Raw genomic sequence first — 18,151 nt, forward strand, 5'->3', positions numbered from 1 at the left:
ATCTATCCCTGTAGTACTAGACCTGTCCGCGCACCATGCGGATCAGACGGTCCAGCACCTGGCCGCCACTGGTCCGCAGGCCGTCGTGCTCCCACTCGTTGGTCACCCAGGTCCGCAGCCCCCGCACCGCGTCGGCGGTAGCGAGCGAGTCAGCGGTGTCCACGTACATGTCGTCGTGGTAGACCGCCGCTGCTACCGGCACCTCGTTCGCCGCGAGCGCCTGCGGTGCGTACAGGTCGGGCCAGTCCGTGTGCGCCGCCAGCGCCTCGGCCGTCTCGCGCAGCGGTCGCAGCGCCGGGTCGGTCTCGAACATCCAGGGGTAGATCATCTCCCCGGTGAAGCTGACCGGGCCGTCGCCCTTCAGCGCCAGTGCGGCGTCGAACTCCGGGAACTCCGCCCGGACCCGCTGCGCCGCCCAGTCGGTCGGACCGCCGTCCACCGAGCGCTGCCCGTAGATGGACTCGTGCAGCACGGCGTAGAGCGGCCCGTCGGCGAAGGAGAGCCGAGCCTGTGCGCCGCCCAAAAAGGTGTCGGACAGTTCGAGGCCGGAGGCGCCGCGGATCCAGGCGTCCTCCAACAGGTAGTGCAGGGTGTCCGAGCCGGTGCCGGAGCCGAGCAGCAGCCCGAGCGCCTGGAACGCCTCGACGGTGAGCAGCCCGCCGCCCGGCAGCCGGGCGGGCCTCTCGGCCAAGTGCCCCGCGACCTGCCGCACCGCTTCGACGTCCTGCGGGTAGCGCGCGTAGTGCGCCGCGTTCTTCCGGGCCACCCGAGGGTAGGCGACCCGGTAGACGTGCTCCGCGCTGCTGCGCAGTCCGGGCAGCCCGCCCGTCACCAGCGCCTCTCGCACGCCCTGCGGCGCCAGCGAGAGGTAGGTGAGGGTGCAGAAGCCGCCGAAGCTCTGCCCGAGCAGGGTCCACTTGCGGTGCTCGCCGAGCAACCGGCGGCGGATCAACTCCGCGTCCCGCACGATCGAGTCCGCCCGGAAGTGCGCCAGGTATGCGGCCTGCTCGACAGCACCGCCGCGCAGCGGCAGGCTCTGCCGGGTGGCCGGGGTCGACCGCCCGGTACCGCGCTGGTCCAGCAGCAGCACCCGGTAGTCGTCCAGCGCCCGGTCCAGCCAGGAGTCCCGTCCCAGCGGGCGGCCGGCCCGTCCGCCGGGGCCGCCCTGCAGGTAGAGCAGCCAGGGCAGCTCGTCCCGTTCCTTGCCGGCCGCCACCACCTCGCGGGCGTAGACCTCGATCTGCTCCCCCTGCGGCGCCGTGTGGTCGAGCGGCACCTGGAACTGATGGTCGGTCAGGACGACGCCTGGCTGTCGGATCACGACGGACATCGGACTCCTCGGTCTGTGCGCGGCACGGTGGGTGTCCGTGCGCCATCTGCTGCGCCGAAGCCGGGCACGCCGCCCGCGCTGGCCACGGAATCCCGTCGGCGCCGACCTGGGCACTTCCCGGTGCGGGCGGTGCCACCCGGGCACCGTATCCTGGCGCTCGATGAGCGGCAGCGGCGCCGTCCATCCCCGCGGGGGCGAGGCCCGGCGGAGCGTCGGCGGGCAGCGACGGCAGCCACCTCGGTGGCGCCGACCGCGCCAACGCCGGTTCGCCGAGCCGTGGGGCGTGACCTGTGCCCAGTGCGCCGCGTTCACTGCGGGGAGCATCTGCGGCCACACTGCCGTGGGCGGCCCCCGTCCGTGGGGAAAGCTGCGCCGGGTGATCCGGTCTGGCCTACCGTGATCCTGGTGCCCCGCCAGGGAGCGCGCGGCCCAGCCCGCGCGCCTTGGAGACCACCGACGGCAGCCCCGCACACGGGCCCGCGCTGCCGACCGACAGGAGGAGACCCGGTGACGGCCAGCAGGCCACCGCAGACCGCGCTGCCGACCGAGACGGTGGGTGGCCCTCGCGCGGGCGTACAGCCCAGGCTCGACTCCCCGGCCGCCGGTCCCGGCCGACCTGCGACCCAGGCCCGCCGGTCGCCCGCCTCGACGCACACCGACGTGCTCTGCGTGAAGGCTCCGGCGATGGCTGCCTCCGGGGCCGACGGCCAACTGCGTGGTGACGGCTTGCACGGGTTCTTCCGCTCCGGGGTGCGCGTGGTCAGCCGCATGGAGATCCGTCTCGGCGGCATCGAGCCGCTGGCGCTGCAGGGCGACCTCTCCTCGGCCGCGCAGGCACGATTCATCGGTGCGGTCCGCATTCCCGGCGAGCTCGACCCCGATCCGGCCCTGACGGTGGAGCGGCTGCGCCACGCGGACGGGGCGGAGAGCATCACCGTGCGCAACGCGGGTGCCCGGCCGGCCAGGATCCCGCTGGAGATCGCGCTCGGCACGGACCTGGGCAACCTCGCCGAGATCGGCGCCGGAGCGAGGCCGCCCGAGGTGCCGGCCCAGGTCCAGTCGGCCGGCCTGCGCTGGACCGGCCGCACCCACAACGCGACGGTCAGCGCCCGCCCTTCGCCGCACGCGGTTCTGGCCGGGGCCGGAGTGCTCCGCTGGGACTTGGAGCTGCAGCCCGGGGCGCGGTGGGCGGTGGACTTGAGGGTGGAGCTGGAGCCGTCGGCGGCTCCGCCGGTCCGCCCGCCGATCGGCCGCGGCGCGGGGGTCCCCGCGCCCTGGACGGACCTGCGGGTCCGCTGCGACGACCCGCGGGTCGAGCAGTTGCTGACCAGATCACTGGACGGGCTCGACGGCCTGCTGCTGGCCGACGCCGACCGGCCCATCGACCTCTACGCGGCCTCCGGTGCTCCGTGGCGCTTCGGCCTGACCCCCGCGGACGCGCTCTGGGCGGCGCGCTACACGCTGCCGCTGGGCACCCGGCTGGCGGCCGGCACCCTGCGGGCCCTCGCCCGCCGACAGCAGCCGGCCGGCGCGGGCAGCCAGGCCGAGGGGATCATTCCCGGGCCACTGCGCCACGGCGGCCCCGAGCTGCCGCCGATCTGCACGGCCACCGAGGCCACCCTGCTGTTCGTCACCGTGCTGGCGGAGGCCTGGCGCTGGGGTATGCCCGCCGGGGAGGTCGCCGAACTGCTGCCGGTCGCCGAACGGGCGCTGGCCGCGATGCGGGCCAATGCCGAGGGCGACTTGGTGGACGGCTTCGTCACCGACCTCGGTCGCACCGGCGAGGACCGCTCAGGACAGCCGCCCGCAGCGCGCTGCGAGGTGCAGGCCCAAGCCCACCGCGCCGCTCTGCACGGTGCCGAGCTGCTCGACGCCTTCGGCCGCCCCGACGCGGCCGGCTGGCGCGAGTGGGCGGAGCAGTTGCGCGGTCGCTTCCGTGAGCGCTTCTGGGTCGACGACCTCTCCGGTGGGCGCCCTGCCGCCGCGCTGACCGTCGGCGGCCGACCGCTGGGCGCGCTGTCCTCCTCGGTGGGCCACCTCCTCGACCTGGGGCTCGCCGGTGCCGGTGCCGCGCTGCCCGGCCTGCTCGACCGGGAGCAGGAACGCCTGGTCGCCCACCGGCTGGTGGCCCCGGACATGGACTGCGGTTGGGGCCTGCGGACGCTGAGCGCCAAGTCGCCGCGGTTCAACCCGCTGGGTCACCGCAGCGGGGCGGTGCGGATCCACGAGACGGCGCTGGCTGTCTCCGGGCTGGCCGCGACCGGCTACGAGAACGAGGCCGAGGTCCTGCTGGAGGGCCTGCTCGCCGCTTCGGAGGCGTTTTCCGGGCGCCTGCCGGAGATGTTCGCCGGGGAGCAGCGGCTGCCGAACTGCCCGCCGGTGCCCCACCCGTCCGCGTGCCGGCCGGCAGCCGCCTCGGCGGCCGCGCTGGCGCACACCCTGATCGCGCTGGCCGGCACCCGGCCGGACGTGCCGGCCAAGCGGGTCACCGTCCGCCCGGTGACCACCGCGCCGCTGGGCGAGTTGGAGCTGGCCGGCCTGCGGGTCGCGGGGGAGCCGTTCTCGGTGCGGGTCAGCCGGATCGGCGTGGCCGTGGTGGAGGAGGCCTCGCCGGAGCTGCTGCTGGGCAAGGACTGAGCGGCCGGCCAGACGCTGACCGAGCGCGGTCCAGGCGTTGGCGGGCGGCGCCCGGCCACGGGACCCGGTAGTCGAGCCGTGCCGGGAGCCCGAGCCGGGCGCAGTCCGGCTGACCCGGTGTTTATCGTCAAAGAGACGACTATGATCTACCCCATGTCGCGCTATGACCCGTCGGCCTTTCCCCCCTTCGCAGTCACGGTCGACCTGGTACTGCTGACGGTTCGGGAGCACGAGCTCTGCGCGCTGCTGGTGCGCCGGGGCGAGCCGCCCTTCCAGGGGTACTGGGCGCTGCCGGGCGGCTTCGTCCGCCCTGGCGAGGGGCTGGGCGAGGCGGCCTCCCGTGAGTTGGCCGAGGAGACCGGCCTGCGGGCGCACGCGTCGCCGGGGCAGGTGATGGCCGGAGCCCACCTCGAGCAGCTGGCCACCTACGGGCACCCGCAGCGCGACCCTCGGATGCGGGTGGTCAGCGTCGCGCACCTCGCACTGGCCCCCGACCTGCCCACGCCCAAGCCCGGTGGGGACGCCCGCGGCGCTCGCTGGGCTCCGGTGAGCGAACTGCTCGGGCCCGGTCGGACGGATCGCGAGCCGCTCGCCTTCGACCACGAGCTGATCCTCGCCGACGGGGTCGAGCGAGCCCGCTCCAAGATCGAGTACTCCGCGCTCGCCACCGCCTTCTGCCCCGAGGAGTTCACCGTGGGTGAGCTGCGGCGGGTCTACGAGGCGGTCTGGGGAGTGGTGCTGGACCCGCGGAACTTCCACCGCAAGGTCACCGGCACCCCCGGCTTCCTGGTGCCGTCCGGCGGCACCACGACCCGGCAGGGCGGCCGTCCCGCCCAGCTGTTCAAGGCCGGCGGCGCCACCGTGCTCAACCCGCCGATGCTGCGCCCGGAGTCCTGAACCGGCCCGCCGGCCCCGTCACTGCACCGCGTTCCGCTGCTGTCCCCTGATCGAGTGAGAGGGGCGGGCGAGTTGTCCGCATCGCGCAGGCCAATGCCCGAATTCTCCCGATGCTCCCCCTAGGGTGCTGAATCCGGGGCGGCCACGCCGCAGGGGCAGCCGAGCAGGTGGGAGCAGCCAGTGATGATCCAGGCCAGCGGACTCACGAAGGTCTATCGCCGTGGCCGCCCGGCCCTGCTGGATCTCGGATTCGTCGTCAGACCGGGCACGGTGACGGTGCTGCTGGGCCCCGAGGGCGCCGGCAAGACCACGGCGCTCCGGTTGATGCTGGAGCTCGAGCAGGGGTCGGGCGTGACCCTGTTCGACGGTTCCACCTACCGGAAACTGCGTCAGCCCGAGCGGCAGGTGGGCGTGGTGCTGCCCAGCGCGTACCGCCGCGCCGGCAGCCCCGGGCGTACCGCGCGTTCGCACCTGCGGATGCTCGCCGCCGCCGTCGGCGTGCCTGTCCGCCGGGCCGAGGAACTGCTGGAGCAGACCCGGCTCGCCACCGTCGCCGACCACCGGCTCCGGTCCTTCTCGCCCGGCATGACCTGCCGCCTCGAACTAGCCGCCGCACTGCTGGGCGACCCCGGCACGCTCCTCCTCGACGCGCCGACCGACGGCCAGTCACCCCGCAACGTGGAGTGGCTGCACGCGTTCGTCCGTGCCTTCGCCGCCGGCGGCGGATCGGTGCTGGTCACCACGCGCAGCCCGCAGGAGGCGGCCCAGCTCGGGGACCGCGTGGTGACCCTGGACGGCGGGCAGTTGCTCGCCGACCAGTCGCTCGCCGAGTTCCGGCGCACCCGGCTGCATCCCGAGGTCGCGGTCCGCGGCCCGCAGATGGCCCGACTCGCTGACCTGCTGATGGCCCAGGGCGCGACGGTTCGGCCCGACGGTGGTGCCGGCCTCGCCGTCAGCGGCCTGGGGCGCACCGAGATCGGTGAACTGGCGTACCGGAACGGCATCCTGCTGCACGAGCTGGCCGACCGGGTGGTCGAGCAGCCGGCGCCGCGTGCCCCGCGACCCGTCGTGCCACCGGCACCGGTCGCCCCGACGGTCCAACTGCGCCGGGTGACCCGGGCCACCGTGGGGGAGCAGGGCCTGACTGCCCGGCAGCCGGAGGCGGCCGCCGCCGGGGGAGGCGGGGGCACCAGGAGCACCCGGAGCACCGAGACGGCAGTGCGGGCGGCCGCAGTGGAGCAGGACGCGGCCGCAGCGGGCGCCGGCGCGGGGACAGCGGTCGTTGCGGCTGCCGTCGGCGAGGTGCACGCGGATCCACCGGCTGCGGTTCTGGAGGCGATCACGGTCCCGGTCACGGCTGGTGCGACGGTGGCCGTTGACGGGGTGTACGCCGCGGTGGTCCAGCAGGCCGAACAGGACGGGCCCGACGGTCACGCGGTCGGCAGGCCGGCCGGGGCGACGGCGCTGGCCGGCCCGGCTCGTCGGCCGGGGCAGGCGCTGCCGATGACCGACGGAGCGGTGGGCGGCGCGCAGCCCGCAGACTCTGCCGGAGCCGTGCCGGCGGCCGGCGAGGCCGGCCACGAGGGCCTCCCGGGGGCAGGCGTGACCGTACCGGCGCCGGCCGAACCCCTGGGCGACCGGGCACCAGTCGGCGCCGCACTGATCAGCGTGCTGGAGTCCGGCCGAACGCTCGCGCCCGCCCGCACGTCCTCGTTCCTGGCCGAGCCCGCAACCGACCCCGCAACCGACCCCGCAGCCGATCCCCGGCCGGCTCCCGCCGCGGCCGGAGCTCCCGGCACGACGCCGGTCGGCCTGCGCCCAGCAGAGCCCGCCCTCACGGGGGCCGCAGGCGCTGCCCCCACGGGCGTTGCCGCCCCCGGGCCGGCCGTCCCGCCACCCGCCGAGGAGCGGTATCAGCAGGCCGAGCAGGTCCAGATGCCGCTCGCCGGCCCTGCCCGCGACCGGCTCGCCGCCTTCCTCGGCGTTGCAGCCCTGCCGGACACCGCCGTGCCCGTGCCCCCGGCCCTCGCCGATGCCCCGGTCCTGACCAGCTTCCCCGCCGACGTCCCCACCCTGAACAGCTTCCCCGCCGATTCCCCGCAGCCCCTGACCGGGCCCGACCACTGGAACGGGTGACCCCGTGCGCGTACTCGCCTACGAAGGCCGTCGCCTCCTCGGCCTCCGCTCGACCTGGCTGATCCTGCTCACCGCCCTGGTCGCCCAGCTCGCCCTGACGGTGGCCCAGGCCCGCCGGCTCGCCCCGACCCCGCTGCCCGTGGCCGATGCCGTCCACCTGGTCAGCGCGGCCGTGCCGGTGCTCCCGGTCCCGCTCGCCGCCCTCGCGGTCGGCCTGCTGGGCGCTCTCGGGGTGGCACACGAAGTCCGCCACCCCGGCCTGACGGCCGCTCATGTCCGGTACGCGGCCCGGTTGCGCCTGCTGGTGGCCAAATCGGTCGTGCTCAGCGCGGTCGCCGCCGGCTTCGCCGTGCTGTCCCTGGTGGCGAACGCCCTGGCGATCCGGCTTACGGCCTCGTCCGGCGACGCGGTGTCCCGCTTCTTCGCACCGGGTGCCCTGCGCACCGATCCGCGTTCGGTGCCGGTGCTGCTCACCTTCACCGCGCTGGTGGTGGCCGCGGGCTGGGTGGCAATCCTGGCCACCGCCCTGACCCGCAGTGCCGTCGCCGGCGTGCTGCTGCTCTGTGCCCTGCCGACCCTGGTCGTCCTGGCAGCGGGCTCGGCGGCGCTGCGCGGACTGCCCGCCGCGGCACACCTGCGGACCCCGGGCTCGCCCTGGACGGCTTGGACCGGCCTGGCGGCCCTCGACATCGGCTCCGGCCGCGGCGGCCCGGCAGCCGCTGCCACCGTGCCCACCCACCTCGCACAGAGCCTGGCCACCCTGCTGCTGCCCACCGTGCTGCTGCTGGCGGCCTGCCTGCTGACCCAGCTCCGCCGCCGCTCCCTCTGACCGTCCCTCACCTCCGCAGACCTCCGACCCTGCCCGACCTGATCTGCCGGCCCCGGGCTCCGGTGTCCGTGCCGCCCGGCCCACCCGGGCCACCCGTACCGGCCGGCCCGGCGCCGGCGAGCGATAACGCCCGTGCGGGAACGGCCATTTCTTCCTGATAAGAAGTCAATTATCCAGCCATGGGCGATCACCCTTTCGTGTGCTTTTCACGAGAATCCTCAAGCCGCGCGCGCGGATCGCCGACAAAGGACCTGTGAGTACCCTTGCGCACCCCGCCATGACCGTCGCCCGCACCGCCGAGGCCGCCGCGCCCGGCGCCGGCGAACTCGACCGTTTCTCCTACGCCGATCGGCCGACTCCACCCGTCCCCCGCTGGGAGGGGGCGGAGAGCGACCTCGCCAGGGTCGGCCGCAAGGCCACCAGCAGCCGCGGCCGCGGCCTGCACGGCCAGCTGGTCCAGCAGCTCGGCCAGATGATCGTCGCCGGAGATCTGGGCGCCGACCGCCCGCTGGTCCCGGAGGAGATCGGCCAGCGCTTCGAGGTGTCCCGGACCGTGGTCCGCGAGTCGCTGCGGGTGCTGGAGGCCAAGGGCCTGGTCAGCGCCCGTCCGAACGTCGGTACCCGGGTCCGCCCGGTCAGTGACTGGAACCTCCTCGACCCCGACATCATCGAGTGGCGTGCCTACGGCCCGCAGCGCGAGGAGCAGCGCCGGGAGCTGTTCGAGATGCGCTGGGCGATGGAGCCGCTGGGCGCCCGGCTGGCCGCCGGCCACGGCCGCGAGGACATCCAGCAGCGGCTCGCCGAGATGACCGAGATCATGAGCCACGCGGCGGCGCAGGGTGACCTGATCACCTTCTCGCGCGCCGACGGCGAACTGCACTCGCTGGTCCTGCAGCTGGCCGGGAACCGGATGCTGGAGCACCTGACCGGGATCGTGAGTTCGGCGCTGCAGGTCAGCGGCGGCCCGGCGACGGCCTGCGAGCGTCCCTCGGACGCCTCCGTGAGCATGCACACCCGGCTGGTGGACGCGATCGCCGCCGGTGACGGCGGAGCGGCCGAGGTGGCCATGCGCACCCTGCTCACGGTCCACCCGGACGTCGAGCACGCCGTGCCCGCCCCGCGGGAGCACTGAGCCGGACACCTCGAAGCGGCCGGCTCGGCGTCCGGACCGCCGTGATCGGCAGGCGGGTCCGAACCCGGACCCCGGCCGGTCAGCGGCTGGTCCCGACCCCGACCGGCCCCGGACCGAGCACGGAGCGGAGTCGACCACGGAACCGCCGGACACCAGCAGAGCCCTCCGGAGGTCAGCGCCCCAGCGGCCGCGACCCCACCGGAGGGCCCGCCGGCACGAGGGCCGCAGCGGCCGTCGGGGAGCGTGTGACCTGTGCCACGAGCGGCATGCGTAACACTTGGGGAGCGGCAGCGATGTGTACGGAGCGGAAGCAGCTCCGGAATACCCGCGCCATGTCAGAATGCTGTGTTGGTCTGCGGCGCTGCTGCCGTCCCACAAGCCCAGCGTCCTGCTACCCCAGTCCTCAAGTCCGAGCCGGTCGGAACCTCCACGTGCCTTCGGTACGTGCTTCTTCCTCGCCCTCTCGGGCGGACCGGTACGGGTTCGAGTCCACTCATCGTCCGAGAGGTTGTTCGTGTCGGCCAGCACTTCCCGTTCGCTCCCCCCCGAGATCGCAGAGTCCGCGGCCCTGCTGGCGCTCATCGAGCGGGGCAAGGCCCAGGGGCAGATCGCCGGTGACGACGTGCGTCAGGCATTCGAGGCGGACCAGATCCCGGTCACCAAGTGGAAGAACGTCATGCGCAGCCTCAATCAGGTGCTGATTGAGGAGGGGGTGGACCTCATGGTGAGCGCGGCCGAGCCGTCCGCCGCCAAGCGCAAGAGCGTCGCTGCCAAGAGCCCGACCAAGCGCACCGCCACCAAGGCGGTCACCACCCGTACCCCCGCCGCACCGACCAAGCCGCCGGTGCGGATCGCCCCGGCCGCGACCGTGGCCCCCGCCGCCGTGGCCTCGGTCACCACCGTCACCTCGGTCGCCGTGGAGGCTCCGCTGGACGAGTCGGGGGAGCTCGGGTCGACCGCGACGGCGGCCAAGAAGGCCGCTGCCACCGCCCCGGCCAAGAAGGCCGTGGCCAAGAAGGCGGCCGCCCCGGCCAAGAAGACGGCTGCCAAGAAGACCGCCGCCACCGGTACCGCCAAGACGGACAAGGGCGACGAGGAGCTGCTCGGCGACGAGGAGCTGGTCGAGGACGTGGCCCTGCCCAGCGGCAAGCCCGAGGCCGAGGGCGAGCCGGAGGAGGAGTCGGAGGGCTTCGTCCTCTCCGACGACGACGAGGACGACGCGCCCGCCCAGCAGGTCGCCGTCGCCGGTGCCACCGCCGACCCGGTCAAGGACTACCTCAAGCAGATCGGCAAGGTCCCGCTGCTCAACGCCGAGCAGGAGGTCGAGCTCGCCAAGCGGATCGAGGCCGGCCTGTTCGCCGAGGACAAGCTGAGCCAGGCCGACAAGCTGGCCCCCAAGCTCAAGCGCGAGCTGGAGATCATCGCCGAGGACGGCCGCCGGGCCAAGAACCACCTGCTGGAGGCCAACCTCCGCCTGGTGGTCTCGCTGGCGAAGCGTTACACCGGCCGCGGCATGCTCTTCCTGGACCTGATCCAGGAAGGCAACCTGGGCCTGATCCGTGCGGTCGAGAAGTTCGACTACACCAAGGGCTACAAGTTCTCCACCTACGCGACCTGGTGGATCCGCCAGGCGATCACCCGCGCGATGGCCGACCAGGCCCGCACCATCCGCATCCCGGTGCACATGGTCGAGGTCATCAACAAGCTGGCCCGCGTGCAGCGCCAGATGCTCCAGGACCTGGGCCGCGAGCCCACCCCGGAGGAGCTGGCCAAGGAACTCGACATGACCCCCGAGAAGGTCATCGAGGTCCAGAAGTACGGCCGTGAGCCGATCTCGCTGCACACCCCGCTCGGCGAGGACGGCGACAGCGAGTTCGGTGACCTGATCGAGGACTCCGAAGCGGTCGTGCCGGCCGACGCGGTCTCCTTCACCCTGCTCCAGGAGCAGCTGCACTCGGTGCTCGACACCCTGAGCGAGCGCGAGGCCGGCGTGGTCTCGATGCGGTTCGGGCTCACCGACGGCCAGCCGAAGACGCTGGACGAGATCGGCAAGGTCTACGGGGTCACCCGTGAGCGCATCCGCCAGATCGAGTCGAAGACCATGTCGAAGCTGCGCCACCCCTCGCGTTCCCAGGTCCTGCGCGACTACCTGGACTGATCGGCAGCGCTCCACCGGCCCGCCGGCCGAGCGCGGCACCCACTGCAGCACCGGAAGGCCCGGGCGGACTCACTCGCCCGGGCCTTCCGGCGTTCCTGGCCGAGGCGTCCGGGCGCGCCGTGTCCTCCGTCCGGGTGGTTGACCGGCCGCCGACGAGCACTCAGGGTCAGTTTCTGACTACGCTGTGGCGGTTGCCGCCGTCGAAGCGCTCGGAGTTTCTGTGATGTCCGTCTCGTCCGTTCCGTCCGGTTCCGGTGTTCGCCGCGTTCTGGGCGCGCTTCCCGGTGGCCGCCGGCGGGTGGCCGCGCTGGCGCTGTTGGCGGTGCTGCCGGGCGCCCTGGTCTCGCTCGGGGCCTCGCCCGCCCAGGCTGACCGGCGGATCGTGGGTGGCTGGGCGGACAGCGCGACCCAGCACCCCTGGGTGGTCGCGGTGGCCAGTCGGGTCCAGTACGGCGACAGCCGGTCGGGCCAGTTCTGCGGCGGCACCCTGGTGGCGCCGACGAAGGTGGTGACCGCCGCCCACTGCTTCTACGACGAGCGCACGGGTCGGCCGACGGGCCGGCCGGGGCTGACCGTGGTGATCGGTAGGACCGATCTGACCACCAGTGCCGGCGCCGAGGTCCCGGTGGCCAAGGTCTGGATCCATCCGCAGTACTCGTTCGACGAGAACATGCAGGACGTGGCGGTCCTCACGCTGCAGACGGCCCAGGATCCGCGAGCGGTGCTGCCGATGGTCGGCCAGGACGAGACCGCGCCGTACGCCCCCGGCACTTCGGCACAGGTTTACGGCTGGGGTGACACCAGCGGTCGAGCCAACTACGCCGACGCCCTGCACGGTGTGCAGGTGCCGATCGTGGCCGACGCGGTGTGTGCGCGCGACTACCCGGGAGGCCCGGACGGGGCCTTCGACGCCCGCGGAATGGTCTGCGCGGGCGAGGCGCACGGCGGCAAGGACGCCTGCCAGGGGGACAGCGGCGGCCCGCTGGTGGTGGGCGGTCGGCTGGTCGGCCTGGTGTCCTGGGGCACCGGCTGCGCGGAGGCCGGCCACCCGGGCGTGTATACCCGGCTGGCAGCGGTCGCCGACGCGGTCGATGCCGAACTGTGACGGGCCGGTTAGCTCCGGCTGGACATGACGCCGGGCGGCAGGCTGTACAGCCTGCCGCCCGGTGGCCGGCCCGCAAGGGCCGACCTCAGCGCATCAGATGGAGCGCCGAAGGCTCAGCGCTCGTCCTCGGTGGCCGAGGCCGTCGTGGTGGCGAGACGACCACTCTCGTCCTGTATCTCCACGGCGATCTTCTTGAGCTCCGGCTCGAACTTCCGCCCGTGGTGGGCGCAGAAGAGCAGCTCCCCGCCGCTGGCCAGCACGACGCGCAGGTAGGCCTGGGCGCCGCAGCGGTCGCAGCGGTCAGCCGCGGTGAGCGGGCTCGCAGGTGTCAGAACAGTAGTCACGTCGCCTCTTCTCTAGCTCGACGAGCTGTCGTACCAGGGTCAACATCCAACCAGGCCGAAAACGTTCCCGCTCGTGGCTTTTCTTCTTTGAGGATTCTGCTTTGTTGATGAGGAGGTGCCCAGGGCGCCGGTGGTTCATGCGGTTCATGCGTGCCGGAATCCGTGAGCCGTCCACCGCTCGAACGCATCTTCGAACTGTTGTCCGAGGGTGGGCGTAGCATAATCCCCTACTGGGTTGGAGCATAAGCCCAGTCCCGCGCACCGGTAGCCTGCATCCCGGCAGCTCCAGCGCTCGCGGCCGGTTCGACGATCCGCCAGGATCCGTCGGGCGGCGGCGAGATGGCGCTTCCGCACGGCCAACCGGGCGCGGCCCGTGTTCGCGCAGCGCGTACAGCCGCAGGGTCGGGCAGCAGGTGCGGCGGCCGTGCGGCAGCGGGCGCGGCGGCTGCCCGGGGGTGGGTCCGACGAGCGCCGCCGTCGGACCGAGTCAGGAAGTCTCTTAGGAGGAGTGCACCGCGTGAGTGCCGAAACGACCGTGCCGTCCGCCCTACGCGCCGCGGAGGACAGCTCCAACTACACCGCTCGGCACCTGCTCGTCCTGGAGGGGCTGGAGGCGGTCCGCAAGCGGCCCGGCATGTACATCGGCTCGACCGACAGCCGCGGCCTGATGCACTGCCTCTGGGAGATCATCGACAACGCGGTGGACGAGGCGCTGGGCGGCTTCTGCGACCGGATCGACGTCCTGCTGCACGACGACGGGTCGGTGGAGGTCCGGGACAACGGCCGTGGCATCCCGGTCGACGTGGAGCCCAAGACCGGCCTGTCCGGCGTCGAGGTCGTTATGACCAAGCTGCACGCCGGCGGCAAGTTCGGCGGTGGCTCCTACGCCGCCTCCGGCGGTCTGCACGGCGTCGGCGCCTCGGTGGTCAACGCGCTGTCGGCCCGGCTCGACGTCGAGGTGGACCGCGACGGCCACACCCACGCGATCAGCTTCCGGCGCGGCACCCCCGGCATCTTCACCGAGCTGAGCCCGGACGCGCCGTTCGACCCGTCCAGCGGGCTGACCCGGACCCGCAAGGTGCCCAAGGCCCGCACCGGCACCCGGATCCGCTACTGGGCCGACCGGCAGATCTTCCTCAAGGAGGCCAAGCTCTCGCTGGAGCACCTGCACAGTCGGGCTCGGCAGACCGCCTTCCTGGTCCCCGGCCTGACCATCGTGGTGCGTGACGAGCGGCGCACCGAGAGCGAGCAGGTGGACGAGGCCACCTTCCGCTACGACGGCGGCATCGGCGAGTTCTGCGAGTTCCTGGCCCCGGACAAGCCGGTCTGCGACGTGCTCCGGCTGCGCGGTGAGGGCACCTTCAAGGAGACCGTCCCGGTGCTGGACGAGCTCGGCCACATGACCCCCACCGAGGTCACCCGGGAGCTCGGGGTGGACATCGCGCTGCGCTGGGGAGCCGGCTACGACACCACGCTGCGCTCGTTCGTGAACATCATCGCCACCCCCAAGGGCGGCACCCACGTCACCGGCTTCGAGCGCTCACTGGCCAAGACGGTCAACGAGGCGCTGCGCGCCGCCAAGCTGCTCCGGGTCGCCGAGGACGACATCACCAAGGACGACGCGACCGAGGGCCTGACCGCGGTGGTCACCGTCCGGCTGGCCGAGCCGCAGTTCGAGGGGCAGACCAAGGAGGTGCTGGGCACCTCGGCGGCCAACCGGATCGTGGCCGCAGTGGTGGCCCGCGAGCTCAAGGCCTTCCTCGGCTCCTCCAAGAAGGACGAGAAGGCCCAGGCCCGGGCGGTGCTGGAAAAGGTGGTGGCCGCGGCCAGGACGAGGGTGGCGGCGCGCCAGCACAAGGAGGCGCAGCGTCGCAAGACCGCGCTGGAGACCTCCTCGCTGCCCGCCAAGCTGGCCGACTGCCGCAGCGACGACGTGGAGCGCAGCGAACTGTTCATCGTCGAGGGCGACTCGGCGCTGGGCACCGCCAAGCTGGCCCGCAACTCCGAGTTCCAGGCACTGCTGCCGATCCGCGGCAAGATTCTGAACGTCCAGAAGGCCTCGGTCTCGGACATGCTGAAGAACGCCGAGTGCGCGGCGATCATCCAGGTGATAGGAGCCGGCTCCGGGCGGACCTTCGACATCGACCAGGCCCGCTACGGCCGGGTGATCTTCATGGCCGACGCCGATGTGGACGGCTCGCACATCCGCACCCTGCTGCTCACCCTCTTCCACCGGTACATGCGCCCGATGGTGGAGCAGGGCCGGGTCTTCGCCGCGGTGCCGCCGCTGCACCGGATCGAGCTCACCAATCCCAAGCGCGGCCAGGAGAAGTACCACTACACCTACTCGGACGGCGAGCTGCGCCGGACCATGCTGGAGTTCCAGGCCAAGGGGCTGCGCTGGAAGGAGCCGGTCCAGCGGTACAAGGGCCTCGGCGAGATGGACGCCGACCAGCTGGCCGAGACCACCATGGACCCGCGCTACCGGATCCTGCGCCGGATCAACCTGGGCGACCTGGACGCCGCCGAGCAGGTCTTCGACCTGCTGATGGGCAACGACGTGGCGCCGCGCAAGGAGTTCATCGTGGACTCGGCGGCGACCATGGACCGGTCCCGGATCGATGCCTGACCGGGGGCGGGCCGCTCCGGCCCGTCGGCGGGCCGGCCGGATGCCTGCGTAGCGGGGGTTCTCCACCTCGCACCAGTCGGTACCAGGGGGTTCTCCACCCACGGGTGGAGAACCCCCTTCGCGTTGAATCAACCCTGGAGCCGATCAGTCGCAGCCGGTGAATCCCTAGCGTCGTAGCTGTCCGAACCCCCTTGCGAGCGCGACGGAGCAGTCCGATGACCGGCATCGTGAACATCCTCATCATCCTCGCGGTGGCAGCCTTCGTGGCCGGCCGCCAGTTCCAGGCCCGCAAGGTCACTGCCGACCGCCGCTTCTGGGTGGTCCCGCTGATCCTCGTCGCGGTGGCCCTGCAGAACCACTCGCTGATCGACCCGCAGCACAAGGCGACGGCGATCGTGCTGCTGGCCGTCTCCGCAGTGGTGGTGATGGCGATGGGCTCGGTCTGGGGTTGGACGGTCAGGCTCTGGCGGGAGAGCGACGGCAGCATCTGGGCCAAGGGCACCATGGCGACGGTCGCGGCTTGGGCCGGGCTGATAGCCGTGCGGGTCGGCCTGTACGGGCTCGGCGACGCTCTCCACATCCACGAGAGCACCAACGCGCTGCTGCTGACCCTCGGCGTGCTGCTGTTCACTCGTGGCCTCGTGGTGAACTGGAGGGCCCGTACCCTGGACGCCCCGCAGCCCCTGCGCACGGTGGCCTGAGTCATCGTCACCGTGGAAGGACCGTCTGTGCAGTTGGAGACCTGGACGCGTTGGCCCTCAAGAGAGGCCCTGGGGAAGGAGGAGCGCTCCCGCCCCGGACAGGTGCTCTCGTTCGCCGGCCGGCTGGCCCTGCTGCTCACCGTACTCCTGGGCACAGTGAGCAGCAGGAAGTTCACCGGCGGGGCGGCAGTGGTCGCCATCCTCATCCTGGTCGCCTCCGTCCTGCTCTTCCTACTGCTGTTCCGCGCCACCAGGAACCACCGGATCGGGTGGGCGCTGGCTGCCGCCGGTCAGTTGGTCGTGCTGGCTCCGATCGCCCACCAGATCGGTGCCGAGACACTGGCGAACCTCATCTGGTGCGCGCTCAGCGTGATCGCCCTGATCCGGTTGCCGCTGGTGGCAGCGGTTCCCACCTTCGGGGCAGCAGTGATCTCCTACTCGGTGGAGAGCGGGGACAGTTACCTGGCGCTGGTCGCCACAGTGGTCGGCCTCGCTCTGCTCGGTTACCTGATCCGCCTGGACTCCGAGGCCCGGGGCACGGCCCTGCGGTTGCAGCAGCAGGAACGGGCCATCAGGGTCGCCGAGGCGGAGAGCGCGGCGCTCGCCGAGCGGGCCCGGATCGCCCGGGAGATCCACGACGTCCTGGCTCACAGCCTCTCGGCGCAGTTGGTCCACCTGGAGGCGGCCCGGCTCATGCTGGACGGCGGAGCGGAGCGGGAACAGGTCAGGGAGCGGGTGGTCGCGGCCCGGCGGATGGCTCAGGAAGGGCTCATAGAGACCAGGCAGGCGCTCTCGGCCCTGCGAGGGGAGTTCACCACCGTCGGCGAGTTCCTGGTCGAGCTGACCAATCGGGAGCACATCCCGCTCACCGTGACCGGCACCCCGCGTCCGCTCGCCGCCGAGGTCGGGTTGGCGGTGCGCAGGACGGCCCAGGAGGCGCTGACCAATGTTCGCAAGCACGCACCCCGAGCCCGCTGCGCGGTGGAGTTGAGGTACCTGGCGGAGGAGGTGGAGCTGGAGATCCGCAACACGGTGGCACCGGCCACCCCGGTGTCGGCCGAACTGGCCGGTACCGGCAGCGGGTACGGTCTGCTGGGTATGCGGGAGCGAGCCGAACTCCTGGGTGGCAGCCTTCAGGCCGGGTCGGACGAGGATGGTTGGCTGGTCAGGCTGCGGCTGCCGGTCTGAGGCGAGGCCGGCGCCCGGTGCAGGGGAGCGGCCGGGAAGCGGTCACCGGTGACCGGTCGGCGGCGGACCATGCGCCCGCCCCGCAGACGATCACCGACCAGCAGAGGAGCAGGACGGCCCAATGAGCCAGCCGAGCGGTGCCCAGACGGCAGGAGCGACCACCCGGGTGCTCGTCGCGGACGATCAGACCGTCGTCCGCGAGGGGATCGTGATGCTGCTGGGGCTCCTCCCGGGGATCGAGGTGGTCGGCGCCGCGGCTGACGGCGAGGAGGCACTCGAACTGGTCGCGCACCACCGGCCGGACGTGGTGCTGATGGACCTTCGGATGCCGCGCTGCGACGGGGTGGAGGCCACCCGCAGGATCCGAGCCGAGTACCCCGGCACCGAGATCGTGGTGCTGACCACCTATGCGGACGACGACTCGCTCTTTCCGGCCCTGCAGGCCGGCGCCCGCGGCTACTTGACCAAGGACGCCGGGGCGGAGGAGATCGCCAAGGCGATCGCGGACGTGCGGGCCGGGGCGGCAGGCCTGTCACCGCAGGTTCAGCGCCGCCTGCTGGAGCGTCTGGCGGGTCCGCCCGCCGCCGCGAGCGAAGCACCGCCCACCGAGGCACCTGGCGCTGCCGACACCGATTCCAACCCCACCCCCACTCCGACCGCTGATCCGACTTCACCGCACGCCGCTTCTTCACCGCTCATCCCGACCTCACCTCACACCCCGACCTCATCGGCCGCGCCCCGCACCCGTCGCCCCTACCAGCCCCCGGAGCTTCCAGACGGTCTGACTGTCCGTGAGGCAGAGGTGCTCGCGTTGATCGCTGAGGGCCTGTCCAACAGCGAGATCGCCACCGCGCTCTTCGTCAGTCCGGCCACCGTGAAAACACATATCAACAACCTCTTTGCCAAGACAGCGGTCAGAGATCGCGCACAAGCGGTCAGTTATGCGTTTCGACATGGTCTTTTTCAGAGTTCGCAAACAGACTGAAATCACCTCATCGAGTGAAACTCCTGACTGAATGCCACAAATGGGTTTTTGACGGGCCATCATGGAGCCGTCAGGGCGCC

At 72.5% G+C, this 18,151-nt stretch carries 13 protein-coding genes; 11 read left to right on the forward strand and 2 right to left on the reverse strand.

Annotated features, from left to right (window positions below):
- Positions 1-16 precede the first annotated feature (16 nt).
- Positions 17-1,330: an alpha/beta fold hydrolase gene (locus C7C46_RS05760; RefSeq protein ID WP_110666388.1), complete on the reverse strand. Its 1,314-nt coding sequence runs from the start codon at positions 1,328-1,330 to the stop codon at positions 17-19.
- A gap of 507 nt (positions 1,331-1,837) precedes the next feature.
- On the opposite strand from C7C46_RS05760, the gene C7C46_RS05765 reads away from it, so the two are divergent.
- The 7 genes from C7C46_RS05765 (at position 1,838) to C7C46_RS05795 (ending at position 12,224) form a co-directional block, all read left to right on the forward strand.
- The gene (locus tag C7C46_RS05765) at positions 1,838-3,967 is read left to right on the forward strand and encodes a glycogen debranching N-terminal domain-containing protein (RefSeq protein ID WP_245984218.1); all 2,130 of its coding nucleotides are present in this window, start codon (positions 1,838-1,840) and stop codon (positions 3,965-3,967) included.
- 153 nt (positions 3,968-4,120) lie between these two features.
- On the forward strand, positions 4,121-4,864 hold the full coding sequence (locus C7C46_RS05770; RefSeq protein WP_110666474.1) for an NUDIX hydrolase: 744 nt from the start codon (positions 4,121-4,123) through the stop codon (positions 4,862-4,864).
- A gap of 183 nt (positions 4,865-5,047) precedes the next feature.
- Positions 5,048-7,000 (forward strand): ATP-binding cassette domain-containing protein, encoded by a 1,953-nt coding sequence (locus C7C46_RS05775; RefSeq protein ID WP_110666390.1) that lies wholly within the window; start codon positions 5,048-5,050, stop codon positions 6,998-7,000.
- 4 nt (positions 7,001-7,004) lie between these two features.
- On the forward strand, positions 7,005-7,829 hold the full coding sequence (locus C7C46_RS05780; protein WP_110666392.1) for a hypothetical protein: 825 nt from the start codon (positions 7,005-7,007) through the stop codon (positions 7,827-7,829).
- Between the two features lie 199 nt (positions 7,830-8,028).
- On the forward strand, positions 8,029-8,961 hold the full coding sequence (locus C7C46_RS05785) for a FadR/GntR family transcriptional regulator (RefSeq protein WP_110666394.1): 933 nt from the start codon (positions 8,029-8,031) through the stop codon (positions 8,959-8,961).
- Between the two features lie 514 nt (positions 8,962-9,475).
- Entirely contained in the window at positions 9,476-11,119 is a 1,644-nt protein-coding gene (locus C7C46_RS05790) for an RNA polymerase sigma factor (RefSeq protein WP_425470024.1), read from the forward strand.
- 223 nt (positions 11,120-11,342) lie between these two features.
- Positions 11,343-12,224 carry a S1 family peptidase gene (locus C7C46_RS05795; protein ID WP_110666398.1) on the forward strand — a complete coding sequence of 294 codons (882 nt, stop codon included), beginning with the start codon at positions 11,343-11,345 and terminating at the stop codon, positions 12,222-12,224.
- 113 nt (positions 12,225-12,337) lie between these two features.
- Here the strand turns inward: C7C46_RS05795 and C7C46_RS05800 are convergent, their stop codons facing one another.
- Positions 12,338-12,568: a DUF7455 domain-containing protein gene (locus C7C46_RS05800; protein WP_110666400.1), complete on the reverse strand. Its 231-nt coding sequence runs from the start codon at positions 12,566-12,568 to the stop codon at positions 12,338-12,340.
- Positions 12,569-13,085: 517 nt separating this feature from the next.
- On the opposite strand from C7C46_RS05800, the gene C7C46_RS05805 reads away from it, so the two are divergent.
- The 4 genes from C7C46_RS05805 to C7C46_RS05820 all read left to right on the forward strand — a co-directional run bounded on the left by C7C46_RS05805 (position 13,086) and on the right by C7C46_RS05820 (position 18,071).
- Positions 13,086-15,197 (forward strand): DNA gyrase/topoisomerase IV subunit B, encoded by a 2,112-nt coding sequence (locus C7C46_RS05805; RefSeq protein WP_110666402.1) that lies wholly within the window; start codon positions 13,086-13,088, stop codon positions 15,195-15,197.
- 215 nt (positions 15,198-15,412) lie between these two features.
- Positions 15,413-15,898: a CcdC protein domain-containing protein gene (locus C7C46_RS05810; RefSeq protein WP_110666405.1), complete on the forward strand. Its 486-nt coding sequence runs from the start codon at positions 15,413-15,415 to the stop codon at positions 15,896-15,898.
- Between the two features lie 27 nt (positions 15,899-15,925).
- Complete coding sequence (locus C7C46_RS05815; protein WP_110666407.1) at positions 15,926-17,086, forward strand: sensor histidine kinase; 1,161 nt, start codon at positions 15,926-15,928, stop codon at positions 17,084-17,086.
- Positions 17,087-17,207: 121 nt separating this feature from the next.
- Positions 17,208-18,071, forward strand: a complete 864-nt coding sequence (locus tag C7C46_RS05820) for a response regulator transcription factor (protein ID WP_110666409.1) — start codon at positions 17,208-17,210, stop codon at positions 18,069-18,071.
- Positions 18,072-18,151 lie beyond the last annotated feature (80 nt).

Origin of the sequence: Streptomyces tateyamensis, from assembly GCF_003205575.1 — a bacterium.
In the GTDB taxonomy this organism is placed as follows: Bacteria; Actinomycetota; Actinomycetes; order Streptomycetales; family Streptomycetaceae; genus Kitasatospora; species Kitasatospora tateyamensis.